Genomic DNA, 26,806 nt, shown 5'->3' with positions numbered 1-26,806 from the left:
GGCCGCGGGTCAGACCCGCATCGGCTGCGGCGACTCGCGCAGCGAGGCGTCCGGACCGGGGTATTCGCGGATGGTCTCGTAGCGCGTGTTCCGCTCCACCGGACGGAAGCCGGCCTCGCGGATCAGCTCCAGCAGGTCGTCGCGCGTCAGCTTGTTCGGCGTGCCGTAGTTGTCCGCGTCATGCGTGATCTTGTACTCGACGACCGAGCCGTCCATGTCGTCCGCGCCGTGCTGCAGCGCGAGCTGGGCGGTCTGCACGCCGTGCATCACCCAGAACACCTTCACGTGCGGCACGTTGTCGAAGAGCAGCCGCGAGACGGCGAAGGTCTTGAGCGCCTCCGCGCCGGTGGCCATCGTGGTCCGCGCCTGGAGCCGGTTGCGGACCTTGCCGTCCTTCATGTCCACGAAGTCGTGCTGGTAGCGCAGCGGGATGAAGACCTGGAAGCCGCCGGTCTCGTCCTGCAGCTCACGCAGCCGCAGCACGTGGTCCACCCGGTGGCGCGGCTCCTCGATGTGCCCGTACAGCATCGTGCACGGGGTCTTGAGGCCCTTCTCGTGCGCGAGCCGGTGGATGCGCGACCAGTCCTCCCAGTGGGTGTCGTGGTCGACGATGTGCTGCCGGACCTCCCAGTCGAAGATCTCCGCGCCGCCGCCGGTCAGCGACTCCAGACCGGCGTCGATCAACTCGTCCAGGATCTCCGAGGCCGACAGCCCCGAGATCTTCTCGAAGTGCTGGATCTCGGTCGCCGTGAACGCCTTCAACGAGACGTCCGGCAGCGCCTCCTTGAGCGCCTTCAGGGAGCGCGGGTAGTAGCGCCAGGGCAGCGTGGGGTGCAGGCCGTTGACAATGTGCAGCTCGGTGAGGTGCTCGTTCTCCATCGCCTTGGCGAGGCGGACGGCCTCCTCGATGCGCATCGTGTACGCGTCCTTCTCGCCCGGCTTGCGCTGGAACGAGCAGTAGGCGCACGACGCGGTGCACACATTGGTCATATTGAGGTGCCGGTTGACGTTGAAGTGGACGACGTCACCGTTCTTGCGCGTGCGCACCTCGTGGGCGAGGCCGCCCAGCCAGGCCAGGTCGTCGGACTCGTAGAGGGCGATGCCGTCCTCGCGGGTCAGCCGCTCTCCGGCGTGGACCTTCTCCTCCAGCTCGCGCTTGAGCCCCACGTCCATGGGTGCGCCCCGCCTCTCTGGCTACTTCGCCATACGTTCCGCTGCAACCGCTCCGAGCGTACTCCCCCGTGCTCAGGCGCCTTCGGGGAGCTCACCCACCCGGTTCTCCCACTTGGTGGAGAGCACGATCGTGGTCCGGGTCCGGCTGACGCCCTTGGTGCCCGACAGCCTGCGGATCGTGCGCTCCAGCCCGTCCACGTCGCCGACGCGGACCTTGAGCATGTAGGAGTCGTCGCCCGCGATGAACCAGCAGTCCTCGATCTCCTCCAGGTCGCGCAGCCGCCGCGCCACGTCCTCGTGGTCGGCGGCGTCCGAGAGCTGGATACCGATCAGGGCCGTCACGCCCAGCCCGAGCGAAGCGGAGTTGACGGTCGCGCGGTAGCCCGTGATGACGCCCGCCGCCTCCAGACGGTTGATCCGGTCCGTGACGCTCGGCCCGGAGAGGCCCACCAAGCGGCCCAGCTCCGCGTACGAGGCACGGCCGTTCTCCCGCAAGGCCTGGATGAGCTGCCTGTCCACCGCGTCCATTGCCTGGCACCTTTCAATAATCAGCGAACTCGCCGGTTTACGTGTAGAATCTAAGGCATACGAGGGTTCAGACCCCGTAAATCTTTCAGCAGATCAGCGACTCAACGACGATCCTTCAGGAGTGACGTTCTCGTGTACACGATCGAGGTGGCCTACGCCCGCATGCGTGAGCTGCAGGACCTGGCCAACCGCTCGCGTGCCCACCAGTCCCCCGCCGCCGTGCGCGCCGCCGAGCCCAAGCCCTCGCGCTTCGGCCGCAAGAAGCGCTAACCCGCACCGCGCTCACCGCGCCCGTCACGAGAGCCCATCGCACCACCGAGCTCTCCCTTCCACCGGCGGTACAGCGTGTGCGGCACCCCTGCCGCATCCAGCACCCGCCCGGCGACGAAGTCCACCAGATCCTGGATGTGCGTCGCCCCCGCGTAGAACGCCGGAGAGGCGGGCAGCACCACGGCGCCCGCCTCGTCCAGCGCCACCAACTGCTTGAGCGTCTGCCCACTGAGCGGCGTCTCCCGCACCGCGACGATCAACGGCCGACGCTCCTTGAGCGTCACGCTCGCCACGCGCTGCAGCAGATCTTTCGACAACCCGAGCGCCACGCCGGCCACACAGGCCGTGCTCGCCGGGACGATCAGCATCCCCTTCGCCGGGTACGAGCCCGAGGACGGCCCCGCGGCCAGGTCCCCCGCCGCCCAGTACCGCACGCCCGAGACGTCCACGTCGAAGGTGTGCGGCTTGCCGTCGGCCCCCAGCGACAGCCACTGCCCCAGGTCCTCCTGCCAGCGCGCGTCCCGGAAGGAGATCGCGGTCTCGTCCAGCAGCGTGAGCCGCGAGGCACGGCTGACGACGAGGTCCACCGCCTCCCCCGCCGCGAGCAGGCCGCGCAGCACCGCCGCGGCATAGGGCGTCCCGGACGCGCCGGAGACGCCGACCACCCACGGCCGGCACTGCGTTGTGTGTTCGTACGGCTCCACGCCCCCGAGCCTAGCCGCAGGACGGCGCGGGCCCGGGGGCGGCGGTCCCCACTACAGGCCGAGGCCGCGCACCAGGAGATCGAGCAGCGCACACCCGAACAGAGCAATGCCGATGAAACCGTTGACCGTGAAGAAGGCCCTGTTCAAGCGGGAGAGATCGCGCGGCTTGACGATCGAGTGCTCGTAGAGGAACGCGCAGCCGACGATCGTCAGGCCGGCCCAGAAGAAGACGCCCGCGTGCGTGGCCAGGGCGTACCAGACCAGCAGCGCCGCGGTGATCGCATGGCAGACGCGGGCCCCGTACAGCGCGGCCGGGATGCCGAAGCGGGCCGGGGTGGACTTCACTCCGTGGGCGCGGTCGGCCGCCACGTCCTGGCAGGCGAAGATCAGGTCGAAGCCGCCGATCCACACGCCCACCGCGAGCCCCAGGATCACCGCGTCCCACGACCACGAGCCGGTGACGGCGAGCCAGGCGCCGACCGGGCCCATCGCCTGCGCGAAGCCGAGGATGGCGTGCGGGAAGTTGGTGAAGCGCTTGCCGTACGGATACACCACCATCGGGATCACGGCGATGGGCGCGAGCGCCAGGCACAGCGGGTTGAGCAGCGCGGCGGCGCCGAGGAAGAAGACGACGGCGACCAGCGCGCCGGTCCACGCCGAGCGCACCGAGACGGCCCCGGTCACCAGCTCGCGGCCCGCGGTGCGCGGGTTACGGGCGTCGATCTCGCGGTCGATGATGCGGTTGGCGGCCATCGCGAAGGTACGCAGGCCGACCATGGCGACGGTCACGAGCAGCAGCCGCCACCAGCTGATGCTGCCGGTCTCCTGGAACATCGCCGTCAGCGCGGCGATGTAGGCGAAGGGCAGCGCGAAGACGGAGTGCTCGATCATCACCAGGCGTAGGAACGCCGGCACACCTCCGCGTGTGCGGAGAGGCTTCGCGCCGCCCTCTCCGAGGATGGCATCGCCGCTCACAGTCCGTACTCCGGCTCACCCCCGCGAAGGCGGGGAAACCCCGTCTTCGCGCTGCCGACCACCATTGTGGACACCCGACTCACAGCCCGTACTCCTTCCAGCGCTTCGTCACCCGGTCGGCGACTTGCGGGTCCGACTCGACCATCTGCGGCCAGCCCCCGTCGCGCGTGTAGCCCTCCTCGGGCCACTTCGCGGTGGCGTCGATGCCCGCCTTGCCGCCCCAGAACTGCTGGTACGACGCGTGGTCCAGGTGGTCGACCGGGCCCTCCACGACGGTGAGGTCGCGCGCGTAGTCGGTGTTGCCCAGCGCCCGCCAGGACACCTCGTGCAGATCGTGCACGTCGCAGTCCGCGTCCACGACCACGATCAGCTTGGTCAGCGACATCATGTGCGCGCCCCAGATGGCGTGCATGACCTTCTGGGCGTGCTTGGGGTACTTCTTGTCGATCGAGACGATCGCGCAGTTGTGGAAGCCGCCGGACTCCGGCAGGTGGTAGTCCACGATGTCCGGCACGATGATCTTCAGCAGGGGCAGGAAGAACCGCTCGGTGGCCCGGCCCAGCGGGCCGTCCTCCGTCGGCGGGCGGCCCACCACGATCGACTGCAGCAGCGGGCGCCGCCGCATGGTGACGCAGTCGATCTTCAGCGCGGGGAACGGCTCCTGCGGCGTGTAGAAGCCGGTGTGGTCGCCGAAGGGCCCCTCGGGCAGCATCTCGCCGGGCTCCAGCCAGCCCTCGATGACGACCTCGGCGTTGGCCGGGACCTGGAGCGGGACCGTCTTGCAGTCGACCATCTCGATCCGCTTGCCGGCCACGAAGCCCGCGAAGAGGTACTCGTCGATGTCGCCGGGCAGCGGCGCCGTCGACGCGTACGTCACGGCCGGCGGGCAGCCGAAAGCGATCGCGACTGGCAGCCGCTCGCCGCGCTTGGCGGCGACCTGGTAGTGGTTGCGGCTGTCCTTGTGGATCTGCCAGTGCATGCCGATGGTGCGCTTGTCGTGGCGCTGGAGGCGGTAGAGGCCGAGGTTGCGGACACCGGTCTCGGGGTGCTTGGTGTGCGTGAGGCCGAGGTTGAAGAAGGAGCCGCCGTCCTCGGGCCAGGTGAAGAGCGCGGGCAGCGCGTCGAGGTCGACGTCGTCGCCCGTGAGCACGACCTCCTGCACCGCCGCGGCGTCGGACTTCACCTTCTTCGGCGGTACGTGCGCCATCGCGCCCAGCTTGCCGAACGCCTCCCGCACCCCGACGAAGCCCTGCGGCAGCTCCGGCTTGAGCAGCCCGCCGATCTTCTCGCTGATGTCGTCGTAGGACGTGAGGCCGAGCGCCTTGAGCAGCCTGCGGTCGGTGCCGAAGACGTTCATCGCGAGCGGCATCGCCGAGCCCTTGACGTTCTCGAAGAGCAGTGCGGGGCCGCCCGCCTTGTTCACTCTGTCGACGATCTCCCCGATCTCCAGGTACGGGTCGACTTCGGCCTTGATGCGCTTGAGATCGCCGTCGCGCTCCAGGGCCCGGAGGAAAGAGCGAAGATCGTCATAAGCCATGCGATCCAGTATCGAGCACGCACTACCCTTGACCCGTCACGGGGGCCGTCCGCGCGGCCCGCAGCATCACGTCCCGGGGGCCGCCACCATGCTGAGGTATCTGCCGTTCCTGCTGGTCCTGGCCCTGTGGATCTACGCCTTCATCGACTGCCTGAACACCCCGGAGGATGAGGTCCGCGGCCTGCCGAAGATGGCGTGGGTGCTGGTCATCCTGCTCTTCGGCGAGGTGCTGCTGGGCCCGGTCGCCTGGCTGATCGCGGGCCGCCCCCGCAGCCGCCGCGCGGCGCCCGGCGGCGGGCAGCGCTGGGTGGCGCCCGACGACAACCCCGAGTTCCTGCGGTCGCTGCGGCGGGACGACAAGAACACGGACGGCAAGGACGGCGCCGCGGGCTGACCCCGCGTCACCGCCGTCTCACTGCGGCGGCCGGCCCCGCTGGTACTCCGTGCGCAGCTTCCGCCACCGGTCCGGCTGCCACGCCGACCAGTCGGCCGGGTGCCCGGCCAGCGCGCTCAGCAGGTACTCGAAGTGGTGGTGCCAGCCCGCCAGGCAGTCCAGGCGGGTGTCCTCCGCGCCCGTCAGCTCATTGGTGAAGTGCAGCAGCGTCCCCCCGACGCTCGCCGGTGCGGGCTCCAGCTCGAAGCGGATCCGGCCGTGGATGTCGACCGTGTACTCGACCAGCCGCGGCGGGTCCCAGGCCGTCACCTGCCCGGGGGCGACCGTGGCCTTGCCCTCGGGGTCGGTGTTCAGCCAGCGCAGCGTGATGGCGCCGCCCTCGCGCTGCTCGAACGGCTCGGCGGCGGCCAGCCAGGTCGGCAGGCCCTCGGGCGTGGCGATGGCGGCCCACACGTCCGCCTGTGGGTGCGGGACGGACAGCTCGTAGTGGAGCGTGTGCTGGTCGCCCTTGCTCTCGGACGAGCCGTAGGGGGAGGGGATCTCCATGTCTCCAGCTCTAGCACGACGGCCCGCCGCCCGCGCGCTGGAAGCGGCGGGTGGCGGGCCGTACGGCATGCCCGTCCGGGGCCCTCAGACCCCGGCGTAGGAGTGCTTGCCGTTGAGCAGCAGGTTCACCCCGTAGTAGTTGAAGAGGTAGCAGGAGAAGGCGAGCAGCGCCAGGTAGGCGGCCTTGCGGCCCTTCCAGCCGGCCGTGGCGCGGGCGTGCAGGAAGCAGGCGTAGGCGACCCAGGTGATGAAGGACCAGACCTCCTTGGGGTCCCAGCCCCAGTAGCGGCCCCAGGCCGCCTCGGCCCAGATCGAGCCCGCGATGATCGTGAACGTCCACAGCGGGAAGACGGTGGCGTTGATGCGGTAGCCGAACTTGTCGAGCGTGGCCGCGGAGGGCAGCCGCGACAGCGCGTTGTCCATGGCGCGGGCGAAGGTGCTGCGCCCGGCGTCGCTCTCCCCGGCCTCCAGCCGGGCCTCGTAGCGGTCGCGGAAGAGGAAGAAGAGCGTGGAGACCGCGGCGACGTACATCGCGGCGCCGCAGAAGATCGCGCAGGAGACGTGGATCCACAGCCAGTACGAGTGCAGCGCGGGCACCAGCTGGTCGCTGGCGGTGTAGAGCACCGAGACGGCCAGGCCCAGGTCCAGCAGGACGGTGGTGACCAGCGGCAGGCCCAGCCAGCGGATGTTCTTCTTCGCGACGAGCAGGCCCAGGTAGACGCCGACGGCCACCATCGCGAAGGTCGTGGAGAACTCGTACATGTTGCCCCACGGCGCCCGCTGCACGGACAGCGCGCGGGTGAGCACCCCGCCAGCGTGCAGCGCGAAGGCCAGCACCGTCAGGGAGACGGCGATACGGCCGTACAGGTCGCCCTTCTCGCTGCCGCCGGCCGCGCCGGGGCCGTCGGGCACGTCACGGCTGCCGGGGGCGGCGCGGGTGATCACCTTGGGGCGCTCGAGGACGGCCGTGCCGCCGCCCTTCGCGCTCTCGGCGCGCGCGGTGACGGTGACGGCGGCCGGCTGCGTGGTGATCGCGGCGGCCGTGCGGCCGACCGCGCTGCGGCTGCCGAAGACCCACTCGGTGATGTGCGCGAGGAAGGCGAGGGTGTAGACGGCCATGGCCGAATAGACCAGCACATTGCTGATGTGGGCCAGGTTCTCGTTGGTTGCGGCGGCGAGATTCACGCGCGCGCTCCTTCGGACGGTTCGGCGGGGTCTGCGGGGGTGACGAGCGGTGCGGCGTCCTGCAGGGCGACCGCGATGTCGGCGAGTTCCTCGGGCAGCCGCGCGGACTCGCTGCGGCCGAGGCCGGCCAGCTCCACGACCGTACGCCCGTCCTCGCCCTCGACGGCCCGCACCCAGATGCGGCGCCGCTGGATGAACAGCGAACCGGCGAGGCCGAGCAGCGCGGCCGCGGCCCCGGCGAGCGCCGTCTCGTTGCCGGGCTGGTGCGAGACCTGGAAGGTCGCCCAGTTCTTGATGCCCTCGAACTTCAGCGTGCCGGCGCCGTCCGGGAGCGTCATGGTGTCACCGGCCTTGAGCATGCTCTTGAACGCGCTGCCGTCCTTGTCCTTGAACTGCTTCATCTTGGACAGGTCGAGCTGGTACACGTTCTGCGGCATGCCGGAGTCGATGCCCAGGCTGCCGTGATAGGCGGTCAGCACGAGCACCGGATTGTCCAGCCCCGGGAACTGGGAGAACATCGTGCCCGTGCGCAGGTCCAGGGTCGGCACGAAGAAGCCCTTGAAGCCGAGCTGGTCCTTGTTGCCGTTCTTGTCCCGGTAGTCGGGCACCTTGAGCACGGTGGTCTCGGTGACGTTGCTGTCCAGCGGCAGCGCGCCCACCGCGCCCCGGTAGGCGATGTCGCCCTTGCCGTCCCGGACGGTGACGATCGGGGAGTAGCCGTGGCCGATCAGGTAGACCTTCGAGCCGGCCGTCTCCAGCGGCTCGTTCACCTTGATGTCCGTCTTGTGCTCGGCGCCGTCGGAGCCGTCCCAGTACGTGACGTGGGCGGCGTACTCGCGGGGCGTGCCCTTCTGGGGGCCGGTGCGCTCGTAGGTCCCGGTGAAGCCGTCGAGCCGGAAGCCGAAGGGCGCCAGGTCCTCGGGGTCGAAGAGGGAGCCGGACTTGAAGTCGTCGTACTGGGTGAGCGTGTTGGAGAAGCCGTCGCCCTCGACGATCAGCTTGCCGCCCTCGGACTTCCACAGCTGTCCGGAGGCGAAGGCCACCAGCAGCACGATCAGTGAGATGTGGAAGAGCAGGTTCCCCGCCTCGCGGAGGTAGCCCTTCTCGGCGGCGACCGCCTCGCTGCGGGCCTCGGTGCGGAAGCGCCGGGCGCGCAGGACCTTGGCCGCCGCGGCCAGCACCTGCTCGGGCTCGGCGTCCGTGTGCCAGGTGGCGTGGGCGGGCATCCGGGTCAGGTGGCGGGGCGCGCCCGGCGGGCGGCTGCGCAGCTGGCCGACGAACTGCCAGGTGCGCGGGACGATGCAGCCGATCAGCGAGACGAACAGCAGGATGTAGATCGCCGAGAACCACACCGAGCTGTAGACGTGGAAGAGGCCGAGCTTGTCGTAGATCGGCGCGAGCGTCTTGTGCTGGTCCTTCCAGCCCTGCGCCTTGACCGCGTCCACGCTGGTCTGCGGGACCAGGGAGCCGGGGATGGTGGCGAGGGAGAGCAGGAAGAGCAGGATCAGCGCGACCCGCATCGAGGTCAGCTGCCGCCAGAACCAGCGCACCCAGCCGATGGCCTCGCGCGCCGTCCAGGCGAGCGCGCCGAGGAAGCCGGGGGCCCGCACGCCCCCGAAGGAGCCGGGCATCGCCTGCCCGCCCTCCTCGGTGGGCGCGGTGGACAGCGGGGCGCCGGCGGTGCCGTCGTCCTCCTCGTCCTGCCGCGGCTCCCGCGTCTGCGGGGAAGCGGTGCTATCGGTCTTGGCCATCGATCAGATCCCAGGGGTGAAGTTCGCTTGCGTCCACGTCTGCAGGTCCGTGACCATGCTGTCCCACACCCCGGTGACGAGGAGCACGCCGACCACGACGAGCATCCCCCCGCCGATGCGCATGACCCACGCGTAGTGCCGCTTGACCCAGCCGAACGCGCCGAGGGCGCGCCGGAAGGCCACCGCGGCGAGTATGAAGGGCAGTCCCAGGCCCACGCAGTAGGCGACCGTCAGCAGGGCTCCCCGGCCCGCGCTCGCCTGGTTGGAGGAGAGGGACAGCACGGCGGCCAGCGTCGGTCCGATGCACGGCGCCCAGCCCAGCCCGAAGAGCGCGCCCAGCAGCGGCGCCCCCACCAGGCCCATGACCGGCCGGGTGTGGAAGCGGAACTCCCGCTGCCCGAACCGGCTCAGAATCCCCGAGAAGGCCAGGCCCAGCACGATCGTCAGGGAGCCCAGCACCGTGTTGATCGTGCCGCGGTACTCCAGCAGGGTCTCGCCGAAGAAGCCGAAGAGCGCGCCGAAGGAGACGAAGACGGCGGTGAAGCCGAGCACGAAGAGGGAGGATCCGGCGACCATCCGGCCCCGCCTGGCCTCGGCCAGGTCCGCGCCGCTGACGCCGGTGACGTACGACAGGTAGCCGGGCACCAGCGGCAGCACGCAGGGCGAGAAGAAGGAGACCAGCCCGCCGAGCAGCGCCACGGGCAGCGCGAGCAGCAGCGCGCCGGTGAGGACGGTCTGGTTCATGTCACCGGCGGCGGCCAGGGTGCTCGTCGCGCCGGCGGCGAGGGCGGCGGTCACCGGGTCACTTCTCCGCCGCCAGCGGGTCGAGCGTCTTGCGCAGCTCGTCCTCGGTGAGCGCCTTGAGCGCCCGGGCCGCGATCTTGCCGTCCCGGTCGATGAAGATCGTGGAGGGGATGGCCTGGGGGTTCAGGCTGCCCTTGGGGAAGCGCAGCAGCAGCTTGCCGGAGGAGTCGAACAGGCTCGGGTACGGAACCTGGAACTCCTTCTCGAAGGCCTTGGCCGGGGCGGTGTCGGCGTCACGGGTGTTGAGCCCGACGAACTGCACGCCCTTGTCCTTGAAGTCGTTCGCGACCTTGACCAGGTTGGACGCCTCGGCCCGGCAGGGCGAGCACCACGAGCCCCAGACGTTGAGGACGACGACCTTGCCCTTGAAGTCCTTGGCGACGTCGAGCTCCTTGCCGTCCAGGGTCTTGCCCGACAGGTCGGGCGCGTCCTGGCGGCCGGAACGGTCCTTCACCACACTCACCCCGCCCGTCCCCTGGACGAACTGGGTCTGCCCGCCGCTGCTCGACTTCGACCCCGAGCCGCAGGCGCTCAGCGCCAGCGCTGCCAGGACGACACCGGCGGCGGCCGGCACGGACGTACGACGGCGGGATCGAGGGCGTCGAAGGGCGCGGCAGGCACTCATGTGAAAAGTTTCGCATGCGCCGTTTGGGGATCTTCCGCACCCCCCTCGCTCTCCTCCGGGGGCTCAGCGGTCCCGGGCGCTCCACTTCTCGCCCACGTCCAGGCGGCGCAGCCGTGCCAGCACGGCCGGGCTCTGCACGTCGAGCCAGTCGACGAACTGCCGGAAGGAGACCAGACGCACGTCCTTGCGCCGATCGTCGGCGATGTGTTTGAACGCCTCCTCCACCGCGTCCATGTAGATCCCCCCGTTCCACTCCTCGAAGTGGTTGCCCACGAAGAAGGGCGCCCGGTTCGTCTCGTAGGCCCGCTCGAAACCGGCTATGTAGGCCTCAGTGGCCTGCCGCCGCCAGTCCGGGTAGTGGCGGGAGGGGCCGCGGGTGGAGTTGTTCGACTGGTTGGCGAGGATGTTGTAGTCCATGGACAGGACCTCGAAGGAGCGCCCGGGGAAGGGCATCTCCTGCAGCGGGAGGTCCCACAGGCCGTGCTTCTTCGACGGCCACACCTGGAGCCCGCCGGAGGAGCTGGCGTCGTAGCGCCAGCCGAGCTTCGCCGCGGTCGGCAGCAGGTTGTCCTGGCCCAGCAGGCAGGGGGTCCGGCCGCCTATGAGCTCCTTGCGGTAGTCGAAGGGCAGCGGGTCGAGATCGGTGAAGCCGGTGTTCGTGCGCCAGCGGGTGACGAAGGAGACGGCCTGCTCGATCTCCGACTCCCACTCCCCGGGCGTCCAGTGCTCCACCGAACCGCGCCCGGAACAGAAGTGCCCGTTGAAGTGCGTGCCTATCTCGTGGCCCTCCAGCCACGCCTCGCGCAGGTTCTCCAGCGTGGCCCTGATGTGCTCGTCGGAGAGGTAGCCGATGTCCGAGGCGCCGACCGGGTTGTTCGGCGGTTCGTAGAGGTGCCGCTTGTCCTCCGGCAGGCAGTACACCCCGGAGAAGAAGAGCGTCATCTTGGCCCCGTGGTCCCGGGCCAGCTTCCGGAAGCGCGGGAACAGGCCGTTGCCGACCTCGCCCGCCCCGTCCCAGGAGAAGATCACGAACTGCGGGGGCTTCTGCCCCGGCTCCAGCGGCTCGGGCTTGGGGGGCTGATGGGGCTGCTCCCCCGCGTCCGCCGTGGAGCCGTCGCCTATCGGACGCAGCCGGGCCCGGGCGGCCGCCTTGGCGGCGGGCGGGACCGGCTTCGCCGCCGGCGGAGCGCTGCGGGCCGAGCAGCCGGCCACGCCGAGCGCCGCGGCCGCTCCCACCCCCATTCCGAGGAGGCCTCGCCGGGATATCTCGCGCATGTCGGCTCCGTCCGTCGCTCTCGCCGTGCCCTCGCACCCCCACGTCGTCATATAAATCGACATGGGGAACGAGGGCTCGCCGAGCCGGGACGGTTGCGGCCTTTTGCCGGTTTTTACGCGCCATTCGGGCGTACCGGACGCCGAATGCGCGCCGGGCGGGTAGGGCTGACGCCCCGATGACTCACGCGCCGGCGCGCACGACCCGGGCGCTACGCGCCGAAGGCCTTCTGGCCGCCCTTCACGGGCTTCGCGCCCGCCCGCAGATGAGCCGGGACCAGATCCCGGGCCGGCTCGCTGTACCCCACCGAAACGATCTTGTCGCCCCGGTAGGTGAACGTCGTCAGGCTCGCCAGCGTGCACTGCCGCTTGCGCGGGTCGTGCCACAGCCGCCGCTTCTCCACGAAGCTGCGCACGATCCAGATCGGCAGCTGATGGCTCACCAGCACCGCCTCGTGCCCCCGCGCGGCGTCCTTCGCCGCGTCCAGCGCACCCATCATCCGCACGACCTGCTCGACGTACGGCTCGCCCCACGACGGGCGGAACGGGTTGGTCAGGTGCTTCCAGTTCGCCGGCTTGCGCAGCGCACCGTCACCCACCCCGAACGTCTTGCCCTCGAAGACGTTGCCCGCCTCGATCAGCCGCTCGTCCGTCGCCAGGTCCAGACCGTGCGCCTTCGCGATCGGCGTCGCCGTCTCCTGCGCGCGCTCCAGCGGCGAGGCGACCACGTACGTCACGTCCCGCCCGGTCAGGTGCTCCGCCACCCGGTCCGCCATCCGCCGGCCCAGGTCCGACAGGTGGTAGCCCGATCTGCGCCCGTAGAGCACGCCCTCGGGGTTGTGCACCTCACCGTGGCGCATCAGATGGACGACGGTGATGTCCTTGCCCTGCTCCTGCATACCGCTCACTTCTCCCCCTCGCTCGCCTGGGCCGCGGCCCGCGCCGCGGCCGGCAGCGCCGCCGCGATCCGCTCGACGGCCGCCGCGTCGTGGGCCGTCGAGACGAACCACGACTCGAACGCCGACGGCGGCAGGTACACGCCCTGCGACAGCATCGAGTGGAAGAAGGCCGTGAACCGGAAGGACTCCTGCGCCCGCGCCTTCTCGTAGTCCGTGACCTCGGACCCGGTGAAGAACACCGAGAACATGTTCCCGGCGGTCTGCAGCCGGTGCACCACGCCCTCCTTGGTCAGCGCCTCGCCGACCAGGGTGCGGATCTCGGCGGACACCGCATCCACCTTCTCGTACGCCGCGTCGTCCAGCAGCCGCAGCTGCGCCAGGCCCGCGGCCGTCGCCACCGGGTTACCGGAGAGCGTGCCCGCCTGGTACACCGGGCCCGCCGGGGCCAGGTGGGCCATCACATCGGCCCGGCCGCCGAAGGCCGCCGCCGGGAAGCCTCCGCCCATGACCTTGCCGAAGGTCATCAGGTCGGGCGTGACGCCGTCGATGCCGTACCAGCCGGCCTTCGAGACGCGGAAGCCCGTCATGACCTCGTCGGAGATGAAGAGCGCGCCGTTGTCCGCGCACGCCTTCTTCAGCCCCTCGTTGAAGCCCGGCGCCGGCGGCACCACGCCCATGTTGCCCGGCGATGCCTCCGTGATCACACAGGCGATCTCGCCCGGATGGGTGTGGAAGGCCTCGTGCACCGCCTGCAGGTCGTTGTACGGCAGCACGATGGTGTCGCCGGCCTGCGCGCCCGTGACCCCGGGCGTGTCCGGCAGGGCGAAGGTCGCGAGGCCCGAGCCGGCCGCGGCCAGCAGGGCGTCCACGTGCCCGTGGTAGCAGCCCGCGAACTTGATCACCTTGGCGCGGCCGGTGAAGCCGCGGGCCAGGCGGATCGCCGACATGGTCGCCTCGGTGCCGGAGGACACCAGGCGCACCTGCTCGACGGGCTCGATCCGGGCGACGATTTCCTCGGCCAGGGCGACCTCGCCCTCACCGGGCGTGCCGAAGGACGTGCCGCGCGCGACGGCCTCCTGCACGGCCGCGATCACCTCGGGGTGGGAATGGCCGAGAATCATCGGTCCCCACGAGCACACGAGGTCCACATATTCCCGGCCATCCGCGTCGGTGAGGTACGGACCAGTGCCGGACACCATGAAGCGGGGCGTACCGCCCACGGCACGGAACGCACGCACCGGAGAGTTCACGCCACCGGGCGTCACGACGGCCGCGCGGTCGAAGAGCGTCTGGGAGACTGGGGCGTCATATGGGTAGCTCACGCCAGCCATGGTCTCAGAGCCGCGCGGGCAGTCGCGTCCGGGCGTTTCGCACGCGGTTCACGGGGGAGGTCTCTGAGACGATGATCGGGTTGCGCGGCTGGGGCTGTGCTGCGTAAAAAAGCGGTCGGGTGGAGATATGCATCGCGGTGGCGGACTGGGCGAGGGCACCGATGACCTGGGCCCCGAGCCCGCCCGATGGCCCGGCAAAGGACGACACCGGCGCGAGGAACAACGCCGGGAAGACAGCGTGAGCGGGAGTGGCCGGGTGGGGGTGACCTACAAGTACTTCGGGGCGCCGAACGGCGCGACCGCGGCCCGCGTTCCCATTTCCATGCGCCCCGAGGAGCTCGGCGGTGACGAGCTGGGCATGGGCGGCATGTTCACCAAGATCAAGCCGGAGACCGTGGCCGCCATGGTCCTCACCGGCATCGAGGGCATACCCCTGCACAAGGTCCCCCCGCTGGAGCTGGTCGTTCTCCACCCCGACTACGCCGTCGTCAAGCTCCCCATGACCGTCGTCGACCCGCTGCGCGGCATTGGCGAGGAATCGGTGGGCGCCGCCGCCTTCATCTGGTCCACGGTCCCCGACCGCGGCGGCCCGCGCGACGCCTTCACCGTCTACCGACTGCTGCACGAATGGCAGGACTTCTCCCACCGCCTGCACGAGGCGGGCCATCAGCCCTACTGCCTGGTCTGGCCGTAACGACGCCATGCTCCTCCTCCGCTCCATCGCCCTCTTCCTGCTCGCCGCTCTCCTGGAGATCGGCGGCGCCTGGCTCGTCTGGCAAGGCGTGCGAGAGCACCGAGGCCTGCCCTGGATCATCGCCGGGATCGCCGCCCTGGGGGCGTACGGCTTCGTCGCCACCCTCCAGCCCGACGCCCACTTCGGCCGGATCCTCGCCGCGTACGGCGGGGTCTTCGTCGCCGGCTCCCTCGCCTGGGGCATGGTCGCCGACGGCTTCCGCCCCGACCGCTACGACGTGGCCGGCGCGCTCGTCTGTCTGCTCGGTGTCGCTTTGATCATGTACGCGCCGCGCGGCCGCTGACCCGGCCTATGCTGCGGACAGATCACGGCACCCCCGGAGGCCTCACCATGACCACCCGCACCGCAGTCGTCACCGGCGCCAGCAGCGGCATCGGCGCCGCCACCGCCCGCCGCCTCGCCGCCGCCGGCTTCCACGTCGTCCTCACCGCCCGCCGCGAGGACAGGATCAAGGCGCTGGCCGCCGAGCTCACGGCCGAGGGCCACCGGGCCACGGCCCACCCCCTCGACGTCACCGACCGCGCCGCCGTCGACGCCTTCGCCGCCGCCCTCGACGCCCACGACTCCATCGACGTCCTGGTCAACAACGCGGGCGGCGCCATCGGCACCGAGACCGTCGCCACCGCCGACCCCGCCGACTGGCGCGCCATGTACGAGGTCAACGTCCTCGGCGTCCTCAACGTGACCCAGGCCCTCCTCCCCCGCCTCGTCGCCGCCGAGGGCACCGTGGTCGTCCTGTCCTCCACGGCCGCCCTCGCCACCTACGAGGGGGGCGGCGGCTACGTCGCCGCCAAGCACGGCGCGCACGTCATCGCCGAGACCCTGCGCCTGGAACTGTGCGGGCAGCCGGTGCGCGTCGTCGAGATCGCCCCCGGCATGGTGAAGACCGAGGGCTTCGCCGTCACCCGCTTCCGGGGCGACGAGGAGAAGGCGGCCGCCGTCTACGCGGGCGTGGCCGAGCCCCTGGACGCCGACGACGTCGCCGACACCGTCACCTGGGCCGTCACCCGCCCCGCCCACGTCAACGTGGACCTGCTCGTGCTGCGCCCGCGCGCCCAGGCGTCCAACTACAAGGTGCACCGCGAGTCGTGAGGAGCGGGGTCTGAGCCTCGGGCCCTAGTCCCGGCCCTAGTCCCAACGACCGATCGCGCAAACGATCAAGGGCGGCTACGGTCGAGGTCACGCACCGCAGCAGAAGGAGCCCTCATGCGCGTCATCGACTTCGACCATCTCGTCCTCAACGTCTCCGACGCCGAGCGGGCCCTCGACTTCTACTGCGGCCCGCTCGGCCTGGAGCCGGTCCGGGTGGCCGAATGGCGCGCGGGCGAGGTCCCCTTCCCCTCCGTGCGCGTCAGCCCCACCACCATCATCGACCTGGTCGAACGCGAGCGCGGCCAGTCCAACGTCGACCACATCTGCCTCGTCGTCGAACCCCTCGACTGGCAGTCCGTCATCGACGCGGGCACCTTCGGCTCCGTCCGCGGCCCGTACACGAACTTCGGCGCCCGCGGGGACGCCCAGTCCGTCTACGTCCAGGACCCGGACGGCAACACGGTGGAGCTGCGCTGGTACCCGCAGGACGCCTGAGCGCGGGTGCGGTACCGCGCCCCGTAAGGGGCGCGGGGAACTGCGCGACCGGAAACGCTCAGCGCAGCCGCACCGGCAGTTCGAGCAGCCCGCGGTGGCGGGGGTTGGCCTGCCACCGCGCCTCGTGCCCCTCGGCGAGCCGCAGTCCGGGGAAGCGTTCCAGGAGCGCGGTGAACGCGATCCCGGCCTGCAGCCGCGCGAGGGGCGCACCGAGGCAGTGGTGGATGCCGTGCCCGAAGGCGAGGTGCTTCGAGGCGTTCTCGCGGCGTATGTCGAACCGGTCCGGATCGGCGAACACGGCCGGGTCGCGGTTGGCGCCGAGCAGACCGATATGGACGAACTCGTCCTCCGGAACGGTCGCTTCGCCCACCGTGACGGGCTCGGTGGTGTAGCGCAGGGACGCCAGGCCCGACGGGGACTCGTAGCGCAGGATCTCCTCGACCGCCCCGGGCATCAGCGACGGATCGGCGCGCAGCGCGTCGAGGGAGCCGGGGTGGGTGAGGAGGGTGTGGACGCCGTTGGCGATGAGGTTGACGGTCGTCTGATGGCCCGCCACCACCAGGAGGAAGGCCATGGAGGTGATCTCGTCCGCGCTCAGCGCGTCGCCCTCGTCCCGGGCCGCTATCAGGGCCGAGAGCATCCCGTCGTCGGGGTTCTCGCGCTTGAGGGCGATCAGCGCGCCGAGGTAGGCGTGCATGTGCTCGGCGGTGAACACCGACACCTCGCCGTCGCCCCGGCCGCCGCCGAGCGTGTTGCCCCGCACCTGCAGCATCTCGTGGTCCGCGTCGGACGCCCCGAACAGGTCGAAGGCGACCGCCACCGGCAGGGGCAGCGCGAACTCGCCGATCAGCTCCGCCTCTTCGCGCCCCTCCCACTCGTCCAGCAGCGCGGCCACATGGGCCTCGATCATCGGACGCAGGGCCGCCGTCCGCCGCGCGGTGAACGCCTTCTGGACGAGCCTGCGCAGCCGGGTGTGCTGCGGCGGATCCGAGTTGAGCATGTGTGTGAACAGCGCCTCGCCGGGGCCCTCGGTCCGCCCGGTGCGCCGGCCGAACTTCTGCACCGCGTCCTGCTTGGACAGCCTCGGATCGGCCAGCAGCCGCCTGGCGTCGTCGTAGCCGGTGACGACCCATCCCTCGATCCCCGCCGCCCCGGGGAAGCGTGCATGACGGACGCCCCCGCCCTCCCGCCACAGGCGGTGGACGGCGTGGGCCCGGTCGTAGAACGAGGGCGCGAGGACCTCGGGCTCGGGGAGCTCGGGCTCGGGGAGCTCAGGCTCGGGCACGGCGGATCCTGCTCCTCGGGCCGATGTGGATCTCCTTCACGCCGAGGAGCCCGAGGAGGGGCACCTCGGCCGTGCGCTGCCCGGGGGCGACGACCAGGCCGGTGCGGCGTATGTGGTCCAGGAGGAGTTCGGCGAGCGGCATGACCATGTGCCGCCCCCAGCAGCGTTCGGACGCATGGCCGAAGGGCATGTATCCGGGGGTGTCGTCGGGGTCGAGCGTGTCCCAGCGCTCGGGCCGGAATGCGTCCGGCGCGTCCCACAGGGCGGGGTCGCGGTGGGTGAGCAGCGGCAGCATCAGCAGGTCGTCGCCGGGCCTGATCCGGTCGTCGATCACGGGGTACTCGGGCGAGCGGTTGCGCAGCAGGTTCCACGAGGGGGGCAGCAGCCGCATGGCCTCGTAAAGGATGTTGCGGCTGGGCACGCCCTCGTCGAAGGGGGCGCCGAGCCACAGGGCGTTGGCGACGAGGGTGGAGATGGTGAAGCACACGGGCGCCGCCAGGCGGCGGTACATGCCCATGGCGTACCGGCGGTCCTGATAGCCCTCCGCCTCGGCGACGAGGTGCGCGGTGTGGGTCAGGCGCGGGCCCGGCTTCGGCCGGCCGGGCAGGGCGGCCCCGACGACGATGGTCGTCCAGGTCAGCTTGGTGTCGATCTCCAGCTTGCGGCTCATGAGGATGCGCAGCCGGTACGGGTCGCCGCGCAGGACCAGATCCCGCAGGAACATGTGCCCGGTGATCGGCCACGGCCCCGACAGGTCCGTCCGCTCGGGGATCGGATGCGTGAGCGCTTCGCGGATGTCCCGGCCGATCGTCCTGATCCCCGCGGACGCCTCGGTCCTGGAGATCGACCGCCCGTGCAGGGGCTTGAACGTGGGCCGTTCGGTCTCCGTCGCCTTGCGGGCGGAGAGGATCCGGTCCGCCAGCTCCGCGCCGGCGATGCCGATCGTGTCGGGCTCCAGCCGGGCGAGGTCCTTGCCGAGGTGTTCGTCGAAGAGGGCTTGGAGGCGGGGGGCGAATACGGTGGCCCGGCGGGCGGCCGGGTGCGGTATTGCGGGTGGCATCAGGGGAGGCTCCAGGGGGGATTTCCGGCGCGGAAATGCCGGGGGCCCGCACACGGCGGCGCCGGAAGGAAAAACCGGCTCCGCCGCGTGCGGGCCCGTCACCGGTACCGGCCGGGCCTAGTACCAGATGTACCAGGCACTCTGCTTGAGGCTGGGCTCGCTCTTCTTGAAGAGCGGCACCTCACGGCAGATCGGGATACCCGCATTGCGTACGGCAGCAAGGAACTTCGACATCGGTCTTCTCTCCTCCCATGCTCGTCGGCGCACCGAACCGGTGCGCCGGACACGGCAATTGGTGCGCCACCGTGGGGATGACGCTTGCCGCGCCCAGCTGTTGGGGGTGAGTGAACCGGCCTGTAACGGAAGGTGTCAATGGTTCCGCTTTTTTCCTAGTGGAACCACTGACCCCAGTGTTGTCCGTATATGCACCCGCAGAATGCGTGAGCAGCGGCGTAAGCGGAAGCGGCGCGTACGCAACACTGCACGCTCGCTAGTTCGAGGGGCGGACGGCGAAACCCACCCCGGGGGCAACGGGTGCATCACACGATCACCACATGACCTTCATGGACCTGGAAGACCCACGCTACGCATACATGTTCGGCTTCCTGCAGGCCGACGGGCACATGCACGCAGGCCCCGGCCGAAAAGGCCGCCTGAGCATCGAGATCAGCTACCGCGACATCGGCATACTCCACACCTTCCAGGAGCTGTGCCCGTACAACAGCACCGTAAGCGAGCGCACGAGAGCCACCAGCTTCTCGGAGAGCCATCGGTCCGCCATCTGGACCGTTTGCTCGATGGAAGCGCGGCAGCGCCTCGTGGAGCTGGGTCTCCCCTATGGGAAGAAGTCCACCAGAATCGCGCCGCCCCGCGTTCCGTTCTCCCGCCCGGATTACCTGCGCGGGATCATCGATGCCGATGGCGCCGTGGGCTTCACAGCCCAGGACCTGCCCTTCATCAGCCTCGCAACGACAAGCACCGCGATCGCCACCTATCTGTGCCGCTACACCAAGCTGACGCTCGGCATTCACCGTCTGACGGGACGAAACGTCCGCGACCGCGCGTACAACATCATGTACATGCGAGAGGCCGGGGCGGCAGTGGCACAGCACCTCTACCACCAGGAATGCCTGGCTCTTGAGCGCAAGCGCACAGCAGCAACCGAGGTCGGCGCCTGGGTTCGCCCCGCACACATGCGGCCGCCACGCCCCCGCCGCAGCTGGACCCAGAGAGAAGACCGAATCCTCCTGACCGCCTCGTCCCTCGACGAGGCGGCCGAGCAATTGGGCAGGTCGAAGAATTCCTGCCAGATCCGTCGCTGGCGCTTGCAGAAGCAGTAGCCCAGTCAGCCCTTCACGCAGACGATCTGCTTGAGCTTCGCCACGACCTCGACGAGATCCCGCTGCTGTGCCATGACCTGCTCGATCGGCTTGTAGGCAGCCGGGATCTCGTCGACGACGCCGCGGTCCTTGCGGCACTCGACGCCCCGAGTCTGCTCCGCCAGGTCCCGCTCGGAGAACAGCTTCTTCGCCTTGTTACGACTCATCCGGCGGCCCGCACCGTGCGAGGCGGAGTTGAACGACGCGTCGTTGCCCAGGCCGCGCACGATGTACGAACCGGTGCCCATCGAGCCCGGGATGATGCCGTACTCCCCGCCGCCCGCGCGGATCGCGCCCTTGCGGGTGACCAGCAGGTCGACGCCCTCATAGGTCTCCTCCGCCACATAGTTGTGGTGACAGGAGATGACCGGCTCGAAGGTCACCTTCGCCTTCTTGAATTCCCGGCGCAGCACATCCTGGGACAGCGCCATCATGATCTCGCGGTTGTGCCGGGCATACTCCTGCGCCCAGAACAGGTCGTGCCGGTAAGCCGCCATCTGCGGAGTGTCGGCTATGAACACTGCGAGGTCGCGGTCGACCAGCCCCTGGTTGTGCGACAGCTTCCGTGCCTCACCGATGTGGTACTCGGCCAGCTCCTTGCCGATGTTCCGAGACCCGGAGTGGAGCATGATCCAGACCGAATTGTCCGAATCGAGGCATAGCTCCCAAAAATGGTTGCCCGAGCCAAGTGTTCCCATTTGCTTCAGCGCCCGCCCCTGGCGGAACTTGACCGCCTCGGCCACTCCGTCGAACCGCCCCCAGAAGTCGTCCCACCCCGCCGTCGGCAGCCCGTGCAGGCGCCGGGGGTCGACCGGGTCGTCGTGCATCGAGAAGCCGACCGGGATCGCCTCCTCGATCTTCGAGCGCAGCCGCGAGAGATCGCCCGGCAGGTCATTGGCCGTCAGCGAGGTCTTCACCGCGGACATCCCGCAGCCGATGTCCACGCCCACCGCCGCCGGGCACACCGCGCCCCGCATGGCGATCACCGAGCCGACCGTGGCGCCCTTGCCGAAGTGGACGTCCGGCATCACGGCCAGACCCTGGATCCACGGCAGGGTGGAGACGTTGCGCAGCTGCTGCATGGCGACGGGCTCCACCGTGGCCGGGTCGGCCCACATACGGATCGGGACCCGGGCGCCGGGCACCTCGACGTACGACATATCTGTTCCATTCCCCCGAAAAACTGAGATAAAGCAAAAATCGGACCTAAGCTCCGATTCACGACAGCGGACCGGCAGACTCCGCAGCCCGTGCGGTACACATTGTGTCCAGCCGCCGCCACGCGGCAGCAACCGGTTTTCGGGCGGACGCCCGGCGCGAAGGGAGCCACGGACAGTGCAGCGAAGGGCGTACGCACCGGCAGCAGCACTGGTCGCGGCCGTGCTCTCGGCAGGTCTCGCCGGGTGCAGCACGGGCGGCGGCAACAGCGGCGGCGGCATCGACGCCAAGGCCGGACAGGCCGGCTCCTCCGTGCCCGGCGCACAGCCCGGCAAGTACCGCAGCCTCCCCGAGCCCTGCCACTACGTCCACCGCGACACCCTGCGGCGGATGCTGCCCGGCGCCGACGACGGCGACGAGCAGGAGGCGGAGAAGATCTACGGGGGCCAGGCGGCCATCACCTACGACACCGACCGCCGCGTCGGCTGCCGCTGGAAGCTGGAGACCCCCAACGGCACCCGCCACCTCTCCGTGGACTTCGAGCGCGTGGTCTCGTACCAGACCGGCGTCAGCGACGACGAGCGCGCGGAGCAGCTGTACCAGCGGCTGGCCATGGCCGCGCACATCCCGGCCGCCGCCTCCTCCGGCCCCTCCTCCGGTCCCTCCGCCTCCCCCTCGACGAGCGCCTCCCCGACCGCCGCCGCGGCCGCCAAGGGCGACCTCGGCCCGCAGCTGGCGGACGCCTCGCCCGCCCCCACGGGCTCGGCCTCCGCCGACCCCCGCCTCGCCCCGCGCGCCCTGGACGACATCGGCGACGACGCCTTCGTCGACGACAAGCTCGTCCCCGCCGGCGGCGGCGAGCACCGCGACGTCACCGTCGTCTTCCGGTCCGCCAACGTCCTGGTCACGATCACCTACGACCAGTGGTCCACCGACAAGCAGCACATCCCCGCCAGCCAGGACCTCCAGGGCAAGGCCCACTCCCTGGCCCGCGAGCTCGACGCGGGGCACTTCGGCAACTGACCCGCCCGGTTCCGGCCCGGCGAGTAACCCCGCATTTCGGCCGCCGGAAAGCGCGAGCGGCGTACCGTGCCCCTGAAAGCGCCCCGCGACACCCACTCCACTGAAGCGAAGGACCCATGCACCGACGTACAGCCCCGCGCCTCGCCCGAATCCTCGCCTGCGCCGCAGTACCGGTGATGCTCGTAGCCACCGGCTGCTCCTCGGACTCCGGCGGGTCCAAGAAGGAGTCGGCCAAGCCCTCGCAGACCGCGACGCCGGGCGCCTCCCCCACGGTGAAGGCGGCCACCTACGCCAAGCTGCCCGACGTCTGCAAGACGATCTCCGACAAGACCGTCGACAAGATGGTGCCCAAGGCGGAGAAGAAGGAGGGCAAGGCCCTTCCGACGCCCGACACCAACGACTCGGCGAGCTGCTTCTGGAACGGCCTGAACGACGAGGACGTCAAGGACCTGCAGTTCCGCACCCTGACGATCTCGCTGAAGCGGTTCGCCTCGGACCCGACGCTGGGCACGGGCGAGAAGCGCGCACAGGACTTCGCGGCGAAGCAGACGACGGCGGCCACCACGGCGGACGGCGCCAAGGACGCCAAGACGGAGCAGGCCAGCGGCATCGGCGACGGTGCGAGCGTGGTGAGCACCAGCACAAAGAAGGACGACAACGACTTCAAGAACGAGACCGTCGTCGCCCGCACCGCGAATGTCGTGATCACCGTCAAGTACAGCGGCGCCGGCTACGAGGGCGCGAAGACGCCCAACGCGGACGACATGAAGAAGGACGCGCAGGACGCGGCCAAGGAGGTCGTGGAGTCGGTCGGCAAGGCCAACAAGTAGTTCGCGGAAACGGAAGGGCCCCGGCCCGGTGAGCGATCACCGGGCCGGGGCCCTTTTCCGTACGGGAGCTGCGGGAGCCGTCAGGCGCCGAGCAGCTTGCGCACCCGGTCCGCCCCCACGGCGAGGAGCAGCGTGGGCAGGCGCGGGCCGGTGTCGCGGCCGACGAGCAGCTGGTAGAGCAGCGCGAAGAAGGCGCGCTGGGCGGCCTTGAGCTCGGGCGTCGGCTTGGCGTGGGGCTCCAGTCCGGCGAGGACCTTCGGCACGCCGTAGACGAGCGTGGTCAGGCCGTCCAGCGACCAGTGCTCGTCCAGGCCCTCCAGGAGCAGGCGCAGCGACTCGCGGTCCTGCTCGCCGAGGCGGGCGAGGTGCTCGGTGTCGGGCTCGTCGCGCACGATGGTGCGGGACTCGGCGGGCACCTGGGTGTTGATCCAGTGCTCGGCCCGCTCCAGGCGCGGCCGGGTCTCCTCCAGCGAGGTGACCGGGTTGTCCGGGTCGAGCTCGCTGAGGATGCGCAGGGTCTGCGCCTCGTGGCCGCCGGTGATGTCGACGACGGAGGCGAGGGTGCGGTAGGGCAGCGGGCGCGGCGTGCGGGGCAGCTCGCCGGCGGCGGTGCGCGTGGCACGGCTGTAGGCGGCGGCGTCCGCGGGCAGGACGGTGCCGTCGGCGACCTTGGCGTCGAGCTTGTCCCACTCGTCGTACAGGCGCTGGATCTCCTGGTCGAAGGCGACCTTGAAGGACTGGTTGGGCCGGCGGCGGGCGTAGAGCCAGCGCAGCAGCGGGGCCTCCATGATCTGGAGGGCGTCGCCGGGGGTGGGGACGCCGCCCTTGGAGGAGGACATCTTGGCCATGCCGCTGATGCCGACGAAGGCGTACATCGGGCCGATGGGCTGCTCGCCGCCGAAGATCGGGCCGACGATCTGGCCGCCCACCTGGAAGGAGGAGCCGGGCGAGGAGTGGTCGACGCCGCTGGGCTCGAAGATCACGCCTTCGTAGGCCCAGCGCATGGGCCAGTCGACCTTCCAGACGAGCTTGCCGTGGTCGAACTCCTTGAGGAGGACGGTCTCGGCGTGGCCGCAGGTGCAGGTGTAGGCGAGCTCGGTGGTCTCGTCGTCGTACGACGTGACTGTGGTGAGGTCCTTGTTGCAGACGGTGCAGTAGGGCTTGTACGGGAAGTAGCCCGCGCCGCCCGCGCTGCCGTCGTCCTCGGCGGCTGCGCCGGAGCCCTCGGCGGCCTCCAGCTCGGCCTCGTCGAGGGGCTTCTGCTGCTTCTTCGCGCCGGGCTTGGCCTTGGTGCGGTACTGGTCGAGGATCGCGTCGATGTCGCCGCGGTGCTTCATGGCGTGCAGGATCTGCTCGCGGTAGGCACCGGAGGTGTACTGCTCGGTCTGGCTGATGCCGCGGTACTCGATGCCCAGCTCGTCCAGGGCCTCGATCATGGCGGCCTTGAAGTGCTCGGCCCAGCTGCCGTAGGGGCTGCCGGGGGGCGCCGGGACGGCGGTGAGCGGCTTGCCGATGTGCTCCGCCCAGGAGGCGTCGACGCCGGCCGGGACCTTGCGGTACCGGTCGTAGTCGTCCCAGGAGAGGACGTGGACGCACTCGTGGCCGCGGCGGCGGATCTCGTCGGCGACCAGGTGCGGGGTCATGACCTCGCGGAGGTTGCCCAGGTGGATCGGGCCGGAGGGGCTGAGGCCGGATGCGACGACGATGGGTTTGCCGGGGGCGCGGCGCTCACCTTCGGCGATGACCTCGTCGGCGAAACGGGAGACCCAGTCGGCCTCGGTGCTCTGAGCCTGAGCCACGGCACTTCCTTCCTTACGGTCCTGGCATGACCATTGTCCCAGACGGACGGGGTGGTCCGGCGGTTGCCCGGGGCGGGCGAAAATCCCGGGGGTGCCGTGGTAGGCGCATGGGATACTCGGTACTCCTCTCAATGCCGTCTACCGGAATGGCACCCACCTCATGGCTTCGGTTCCCTCCCTCGCTTCCACGCTCAACCGGCGCATCGCGGACGCCGTCTCGGCCGCCCTGCCGGAGGCCGGCGCCGCGGACCCGCTGCTGCGACGAAGCGACCGGGCGGACTTCCAGGCCAACGGTCTGCTGGCGCTGGCGAAGAAGCTCAAGGGGAACCCGCGCGAGCTGGCGGGCAAGGTCGTCGACGGGCTGCCGGCCGGTGAGCTGATCGGCGAGATCGAGGTCTCCGGCCCCGGCTTCCTCAACATCACGGTCGCCGACCGGGCGATCACCGAGACGCTCGCGGCCCGCGCTGCCGACGACCGCCTCGGCGTCCCCTTCAAGGAGCGGCCGGGCACCACGGTCATCGACTGGGCCCAGCCGAACGTGGCCAAGGAGATGCACGTCGGCCACCTGCGCTCCGCGGTGATCGGCGACGCGATGGTGAAGATGATGGAGTTCACCGGCGAGAAGGTGATCAGCCGCCACCACATCGGCGACTGGGGCACCCAGTTCGGCATGCTCATCCAGTACCTGATGGAGCACCCGCACGAGCTGGACCACAAGGACGAGACCTCCGGCGAGGAGGCCATGTCCAACCTCAACCGGCTGTACAAGGCGGCGCGGGCGCTGTTCGACGCGGACGCGGAGTTCAAGGAGCGCGCCCGTCGCCGGGTGGTCGACCTCCAGGCCGGCGACCCGGAGACGCTCGCCCTGTGGCAGCGGTTCGTCGACGAGTCGAAGATCTACTTCTACTCGGTCTTCGAGAAGCTCGACATGCTCATCCGTGACGAGGACGTCGTCGGCGAGTCCGGCTACAACGACATGCTCGCCGAGACGTGCCGGCTGCTGGAGGAGTCCGGGGTCGCGGTGCGCTCCGAGGGTGCGCTGTGCGTCTTCTTCGACGATGTGAAGGGCCCGGACGGCAAGCCGGTGCCGCTGATCGTGCAGAAGTCGGACGGCGGCTACGGCTACGCGGCCACCGACCTGTCGGCGATCCGCGACCGCGTGCAGCACCTGAAGGCCGACACCCTGCTGTACGTGGTGGACGCCCGGCAGTCGCTGCACTTCAAGATGGTCTTCGAGACGGCGCGCCGGATCGGCTGGCTGAGCGACGACGTGCACGCGGTGCAGCTCGCCTTCGGCACGGTGCTGGGCAAGGACGGCAAGCCGTTCAAGACCCGTGAGGGTGAGACGGTCCGCCTGGTGGACCTGCTGGACGAGGCCGTCGAGCGGGCGACCGCGGTGGTGCGGGAGAAGGCCGAGAAGGTCGGCCTGTCCGAGGAGGAGATCACCGAGAACGGCGTGTACGTCGGCATCGGCGCCGTGAAGTACGCGGACCTGTCCACCTCGGCCGCGCGCGACTACAAGTTCGACCTGGACCAGATGGTCTCCCTCAACGGCGACACCGCGGTCTACCTGCAGTACGCCTACGCCCGGATCCGCTCGATCGTGCGCCGCGCGGAGGGCACGGACCCCAAGGCGCACCCGGAGCTGGCGCTGGCCCCGGCCGAGCGCGCGCTGGGCCTGCACCTGGACCAGTTCGGGGAGACGCTGGCGGAGGCGGCCGCCTCGTACGAGCCGCACAAGCTGGCCTCGTACCTGTACCAGCTGTCCTCGCACTTCACGACGTTCTACGACCAGTGCCCGGTCATCAAGGCCGACACCCCGGCGCACGTCGAGAACCGTCTGCTGCTGTGCGACCTGACGGCGCGCACGCTGCGTCAGGGGATGGCGCTGCTGGGTCTGCGGACGCCCGAGCGCCTGTAGGCCCGCGGGGCCCCCG

27 protein-coding genes are annotated in these 26,806 nt (G+C 70.3%); 10 read left to right on the top strand and 17 right to left on the bottom strand.

The window, feature by feature from the left end; genetic code table 11:
* Positions 1 to 9: 9 nt before the first annotated feature.
* Both mqnE and FHS39_RS17325 read right to left on the bottom strand, forming a co-directional pair.
* Positions 10 to 1,173, bottom strand: a complete 1,164-nt coding sequence (gene mqnE, locus FHS39_RS17330) for an aminofutalosine synthase MqnE (protein WP_184350264.1) — start codon at positions 1,171 to 1,173, stop codon at positions 10 to 12.
* 72 nt (positions 1,174 to 1,245) lie between these two features.
* The gene (locus FHS39_RS17325; RefSeq protein ID WP_184350263.1) at positions 1,246 to 1,701 is read right to left on the bottom strand and encodes an Lrp/AsnC family transcriptional regulator; all 456 of its coding nucleotides are present in this window, start codon (positions 1,699 to 1,701) and stop codon (positions 1,246 to 1,248) included.
* A gap of 132 nt (positions 1,702 to 1,833) precedes the next feature.
* Between FHS39_RS17325 and FHS39_RS17320 the strand changes: the two genes are divergently transcribed.
* On the top strand, positions 1,834 to 1,971 hold the full coding sequence (locus tag FHS39_RS17320) for a hypothetical protein (protein WP_184350262.1): 138 nt from the start codon (positions 1,834 to 1,836) through the stop codon (positions 1,969 to 1,971).
* Here FHS39_RS17320 and FHS39_RS17315 read toward each other — a convergent pair.
* The 3 genes from FHS39_RS17315 to FHS39_RS17305 form a co-directional block, all read right to left on the bottom strand.
* Positions 1,968 to 2,675 carry a UbiX family flavin prenyltransferase gene (locus FHS39_RS17315; protein WP_184350261.1) on the bottom strand — a complete coding sequence of 236 codons (708 nt, stop codon included), beginning with the start codon at positions 2,673 to 2,675 and terminating at the stop codon, positions 1,968 to 1,970. The genes FHS39_RS17320 and FHS39_RS17315 overlap by 4 nt on opposite strands.
* Before the next feature lie 51 nt (positions 2,676 to 2,726).
* Positions 2,727 to 3,635, bottom strand: coding sequence for a menaquinone biosynthesis prenyltransferase MqnP (gene mqnP / locus FHS39_RS17310; RefSeq protein ID WP_343069648.1), 909 nt, complete (start codon positions 3,633 to 3,635; stop codon positions 2,727 to 2,729).
* 94 nt (positions 3,636 to 3,729) lie between these two features.
* Positions 3,730 to 5,187 (bottom strand): menaquinone biosynthesis decarboxylase, encoded by a 1,458-nt coding sequence (locus FHS39_RS17305; RefSeq protein WP_184350259.1) that lies wholly within the window; start codon positions 5,185 to 5,187, stop codon positions 3,730 to 3,732.
* A gap of 28 nt (positions 5,188 to 5,215) precedes the next feature.
* On the opposite strand from FHS39_RS17305, the gene FHS39_RS17300 reads away from it, so the two are divergent.
* Entirely contained in the window at positions 5,216 to 5,581 is a 366-nt protein-coding gene (locus FHS39_RS17300) for a PLD nuclease N-terminal domain-containing protein (RefSeq protein WP_246470326.1), read from the top strand.
* A gap of 18 nt (positions 5,582 to 5,599) precedes the next feature.
* Here the strand turns inward: FHS39_RS17300 and FHS39_RS17295 are convergent, their stop codons facing one another.
* From FHS39_RS17295 to hemL, 8 genes are all read right to left on the bottom strand, one after another.
* Complete coding sequence (locus FHS39_RS17295; protein WP_184350258.1) at positions 5,600 to 6,127, bottom strand: SRPBCC domain-containing protein; 528 nt, start codon at positions 6,125 to 6,127, stop codon at positions 5,600 to 5,602.
* A gap of 84 nt (positions 6,128 to 6,211) precedes the next feature.
* Positions 6,212 to 7,312 (bottom strand): c-type cytochrome biogenesis protein CcsB, encoded by a 1,101-nt coding sequence (ccsB, locus tag FHS39_RS17290; RefSeq protein WP_184350257.1) that lies wholly within the window; start codon positions 7,310 to 7,312, stop codon positions 6,212 to 6,214.
* The gene (resB, locus tag FHS39_RS17285; RefSeq protein WP_184350256.1) at positions 7,309 to 9,063 is read right to left on the bottom strand and encodes a cytochrome c biogenesis protein ResB; all 1,755 of its coding nucleotides are present in this window, start codon (positions 9,061 to 9,063) and stop codon (positions 7,309 to 7,311) included. The genes ccsB and resB overlap by 4 nt, the downstream gene beginning before the upstream one ends.
* Before the next feature lie 3 nt (positions 9,064 to 9,066).
* Entirely contained in the window at positions 9,067 to 9,807 is a 741-nt protein-coding gene (locus tag FHS39_RS17280; protein ID WP_184350615.1) for a cytochrome c biogenesis CcdA family protein, read from the bottom strand.
* 58 nt (positions 9,808 to 9,865) lie between these two features.
* Positions 9,866 to 10,492, bottom strand: coding sequence for a TlpA family protein disulfide reductase (locus FHS39_RS17275; RefSeq protein ID WP_184350255.1), 627 nt, complete (start codon positions 10,490 to 10,492; stop codon positions 9,866 to 9,868).
* 63 nt (positions 10,493 to 10,555) lie between these two features.
* Positions 10,556 to 11,767: a polysaccharide deacetylase family protein gene (locus FHS39_RS17270; protein WP_184350254.1), complete on the bottom strand. Its 1,212-nt coding sequence runs from the start codon at positions 11,765 to 11,767 to the stop codon at positions 10,556 to 10,558.
* A gap of 209 nt (positions 11,768 to 11,976) precedes the next feature.
* Positions 11,977 to 12,663, bottom strand: coding sequence for a histidine phosphatase family protein (locus FHS39_RS17265; RefSeq protein WP_184350614.1), 687 nt, complete (start codon positions 12,661 to 12,663; stop codon positions 11,977 to 11,979).
* Positions 12,664 to 12,668: 5 nt separating this feature from the next.
* Positions 12,669 to 13,994 carry a glutamate-1-semialdehyde 2,1-aminomutase gene (gene hemL, locus FHS39_RS17260; RefSeq protein ID WP_184350253.1) on the bottom strand — a complete coding sequence of 442 codons (1,326 nt, stop codon included), beginning with the start codon at positions 13,992 to 13,994 and terminating at the stop codon, positions 12,669 to 12,671.
* A gap of 127 nt (positions 13,995 to 14,121) precedes the next feature.
* Here hemL and FHS39_RS17255 point away from each other — a divergent pair, with 127 nt between their 5' ends.
* The 4 genes from FHS39_RS17255 to FHS39_RS17240 all read left to right on the top strand — a co-directional run bounded on the left by FHS39_RS17255 (position 14,122) and on the right by FHS39_RS17240 (position 16,335).
* Positions 14,122 to 14,688, top strand: coding sequence for a hypothetical protein (locus FHS39_RS17255; RefSeq protein WP_078847680.1), 567 nt, complete (start codon positions 14,122 to 14,124; stop codon positions 14,686 to 14,688).
* 7 nt (positions 14,689 to 14,695) lie between these two features.
* On the top strand, positions 14,696 to 15,031 hold the full coding sequence (locus tag FHS39_RS17250) for a YnfA family protein (RefSeq protein ID WP_184350252.1): 336 nt from the start codon (positions 14,696 to 14,698) through the stop codon (positions 15,029 to 15,031).
* 47 nt (positions 15,032 to 15,078) lie between these two features.
* A complete protein-coding gene (locus FHS39_RS17245) occupies positions 15,079 to 15,840 on the top strand; it encodes an SDR family NAD(P)-dependent oxidoreductase (RefSeq protein ID WP_184350251.1) in 762 nt (253 codons plus the stop codon).
* A 114-nt stretch (positions 15,841 to 15,954) separates the two neighbouring features.
* The gene (locus FHS39_RS17240; protein WP_045932412.1) at positions 15,955 to 16,335 is read left to right on the top strand and encodes a VOC family protein; all 381 of its coding nucleotides are present in this window, start codon (positions 15,955 to 15,957) and stop codon (positions 16,333 to 16,335) included.
* A gap of 58 nt (positions 16,336 to 16,393) precedes the next feature.
* Here FHS39_RS17240 and FHS39_RS25880 read toward each other — a convergent pair whose 3' ends face one another.
* Positions 16,394 to 17,620 carry a cytochrome P450 family protein gene (locus FHS39_RS25880; protein WP_184350250.1) on the bottom strand — a complete coding sequence of 409 codons (1,227 nt, stop codon included), beginning with the start codon at positions 17,618 to 17,620 and terminating at the stop codon, positions 16,394 to 16,396.
* A complete protein-coding gene (locus FHS39_RS17230) occupies positions 17,607 to 18,680 on the bottom strand; it encodes a cytochrome P450 (protein WP_184350249.1) in 1,074 nt (357 codons plus the stop codon). Before FHS39_RS17230 ends, FHS39_RS25880 begins: the two co-directional genes overlap by 14 nt.
* A gap of 554 nt (positions 18,681 to 19,234) precedes the next feature.
* Between FHS39_RS17230 and FHS39_RS17225 the strand changes: the two genes are divergently transcribed.
* Positions 19,235 to 20,020, top strand: coding sequence for a hypothetical protein (locus FHS39_RS17225; protein WP_184350248.1), 786 nt, complete (start codon positions 19,235 to 19,237; stop codon positions 20,018 to 20,020).
* Between the two features lie 5 nt (positions 20,021 to 20,025).
* Here the strand turns inward: FHS39_RS17225 and FHS39_RS17220 are convergent, their stop codons facing one another.
* Entirely contained in the window at positions 20,026 to 21,219 is a 1,194-nt protein-coding gene (locus FHS39_RS17220) for an RtcB family protein (protein ID WP_184350247.1), read from the bottom strand.
* Between the two features lie 175 nt (positions 21,220 to 21,394).
* Between FHS39_RS17220 and FHS39_RS17215 the strand changes: the two genes are divergently transcribed.
* Both FHS39_RS17215 and FHS39_RS17210 read left to right on the top strand, forming a co-directional pair.
* Positions 21,395 to 22,240, top strand: coding sequence for a hypothetical protein (locus tag FHS39_RS17215; protein ID WP_184350246.1), 846 nt, complete (start codon positions 21,395 to 21,397; stop codon positions 22,238 to 22,240).
* 116 nt (positions 22,241 to 22,356) lie between these two features.
* Positions 22,357 to 23,070 (top strand): DUF3558 domain-containing protein, encoded by a 714-nt coding sequence (locus FHS39_RS17210; RefSeq protein ID WP_184350245.1) that lies wholly within the window; start codon positions 22,357 to 22,359, stop codon positions 23,068 to 23,070.
* Between the two features lie 80 nt (positions 23,071 to 23,150).
* Here FHS39_RS17210 and lysS read toward each other — a convergent pair whose 3' ends face one another.
* On the bottom strand, positions 23,151 to 24,869 hold the full coding sequence (lysS, locus tag FHS39_RS17205) for a lysine--tRNA ligase (protein WP_184350244.1): 1,719 nt from the start codon (positions 24,867 to 24,869) through the stop codon (positions 23,151 to 23,153).
* Positions 24,870 to 25,029: 160 nt separating this feature from the next.
* Between lysS and argS the strand changes: the two genes are divergently transcribed.
* Complete coding sequence (gene argS, locus FHS39_RS17200; RefSeq protein WP_184350243.1) at positions 25,030 to 26,790, top strand: arginine--tRNA ligase; 1,761 nt, start codon at positions 25,030 to 25,032, stop codon at positions 26,788 to 26,790.
* The last annotated feature ends 16 nt before the right edge of the window (positions 26,791 to 26,806 follow it).

It is taken from the genome of Streptomyces olivoverticillatus, from assembly GCF_014203555.1.
Lineage (GTDB): Bacteria > Actinomycetota > Actinomycetes > Streptomycetales > Streptomycetaceae > Streptomyces > Streptomyces olivoverticillatus.
The sequence above is the reverse complement of the archived record's forward strand: the minus strand, read 5'-3'. Positions and strand labels throughout refer to the sequence as shown.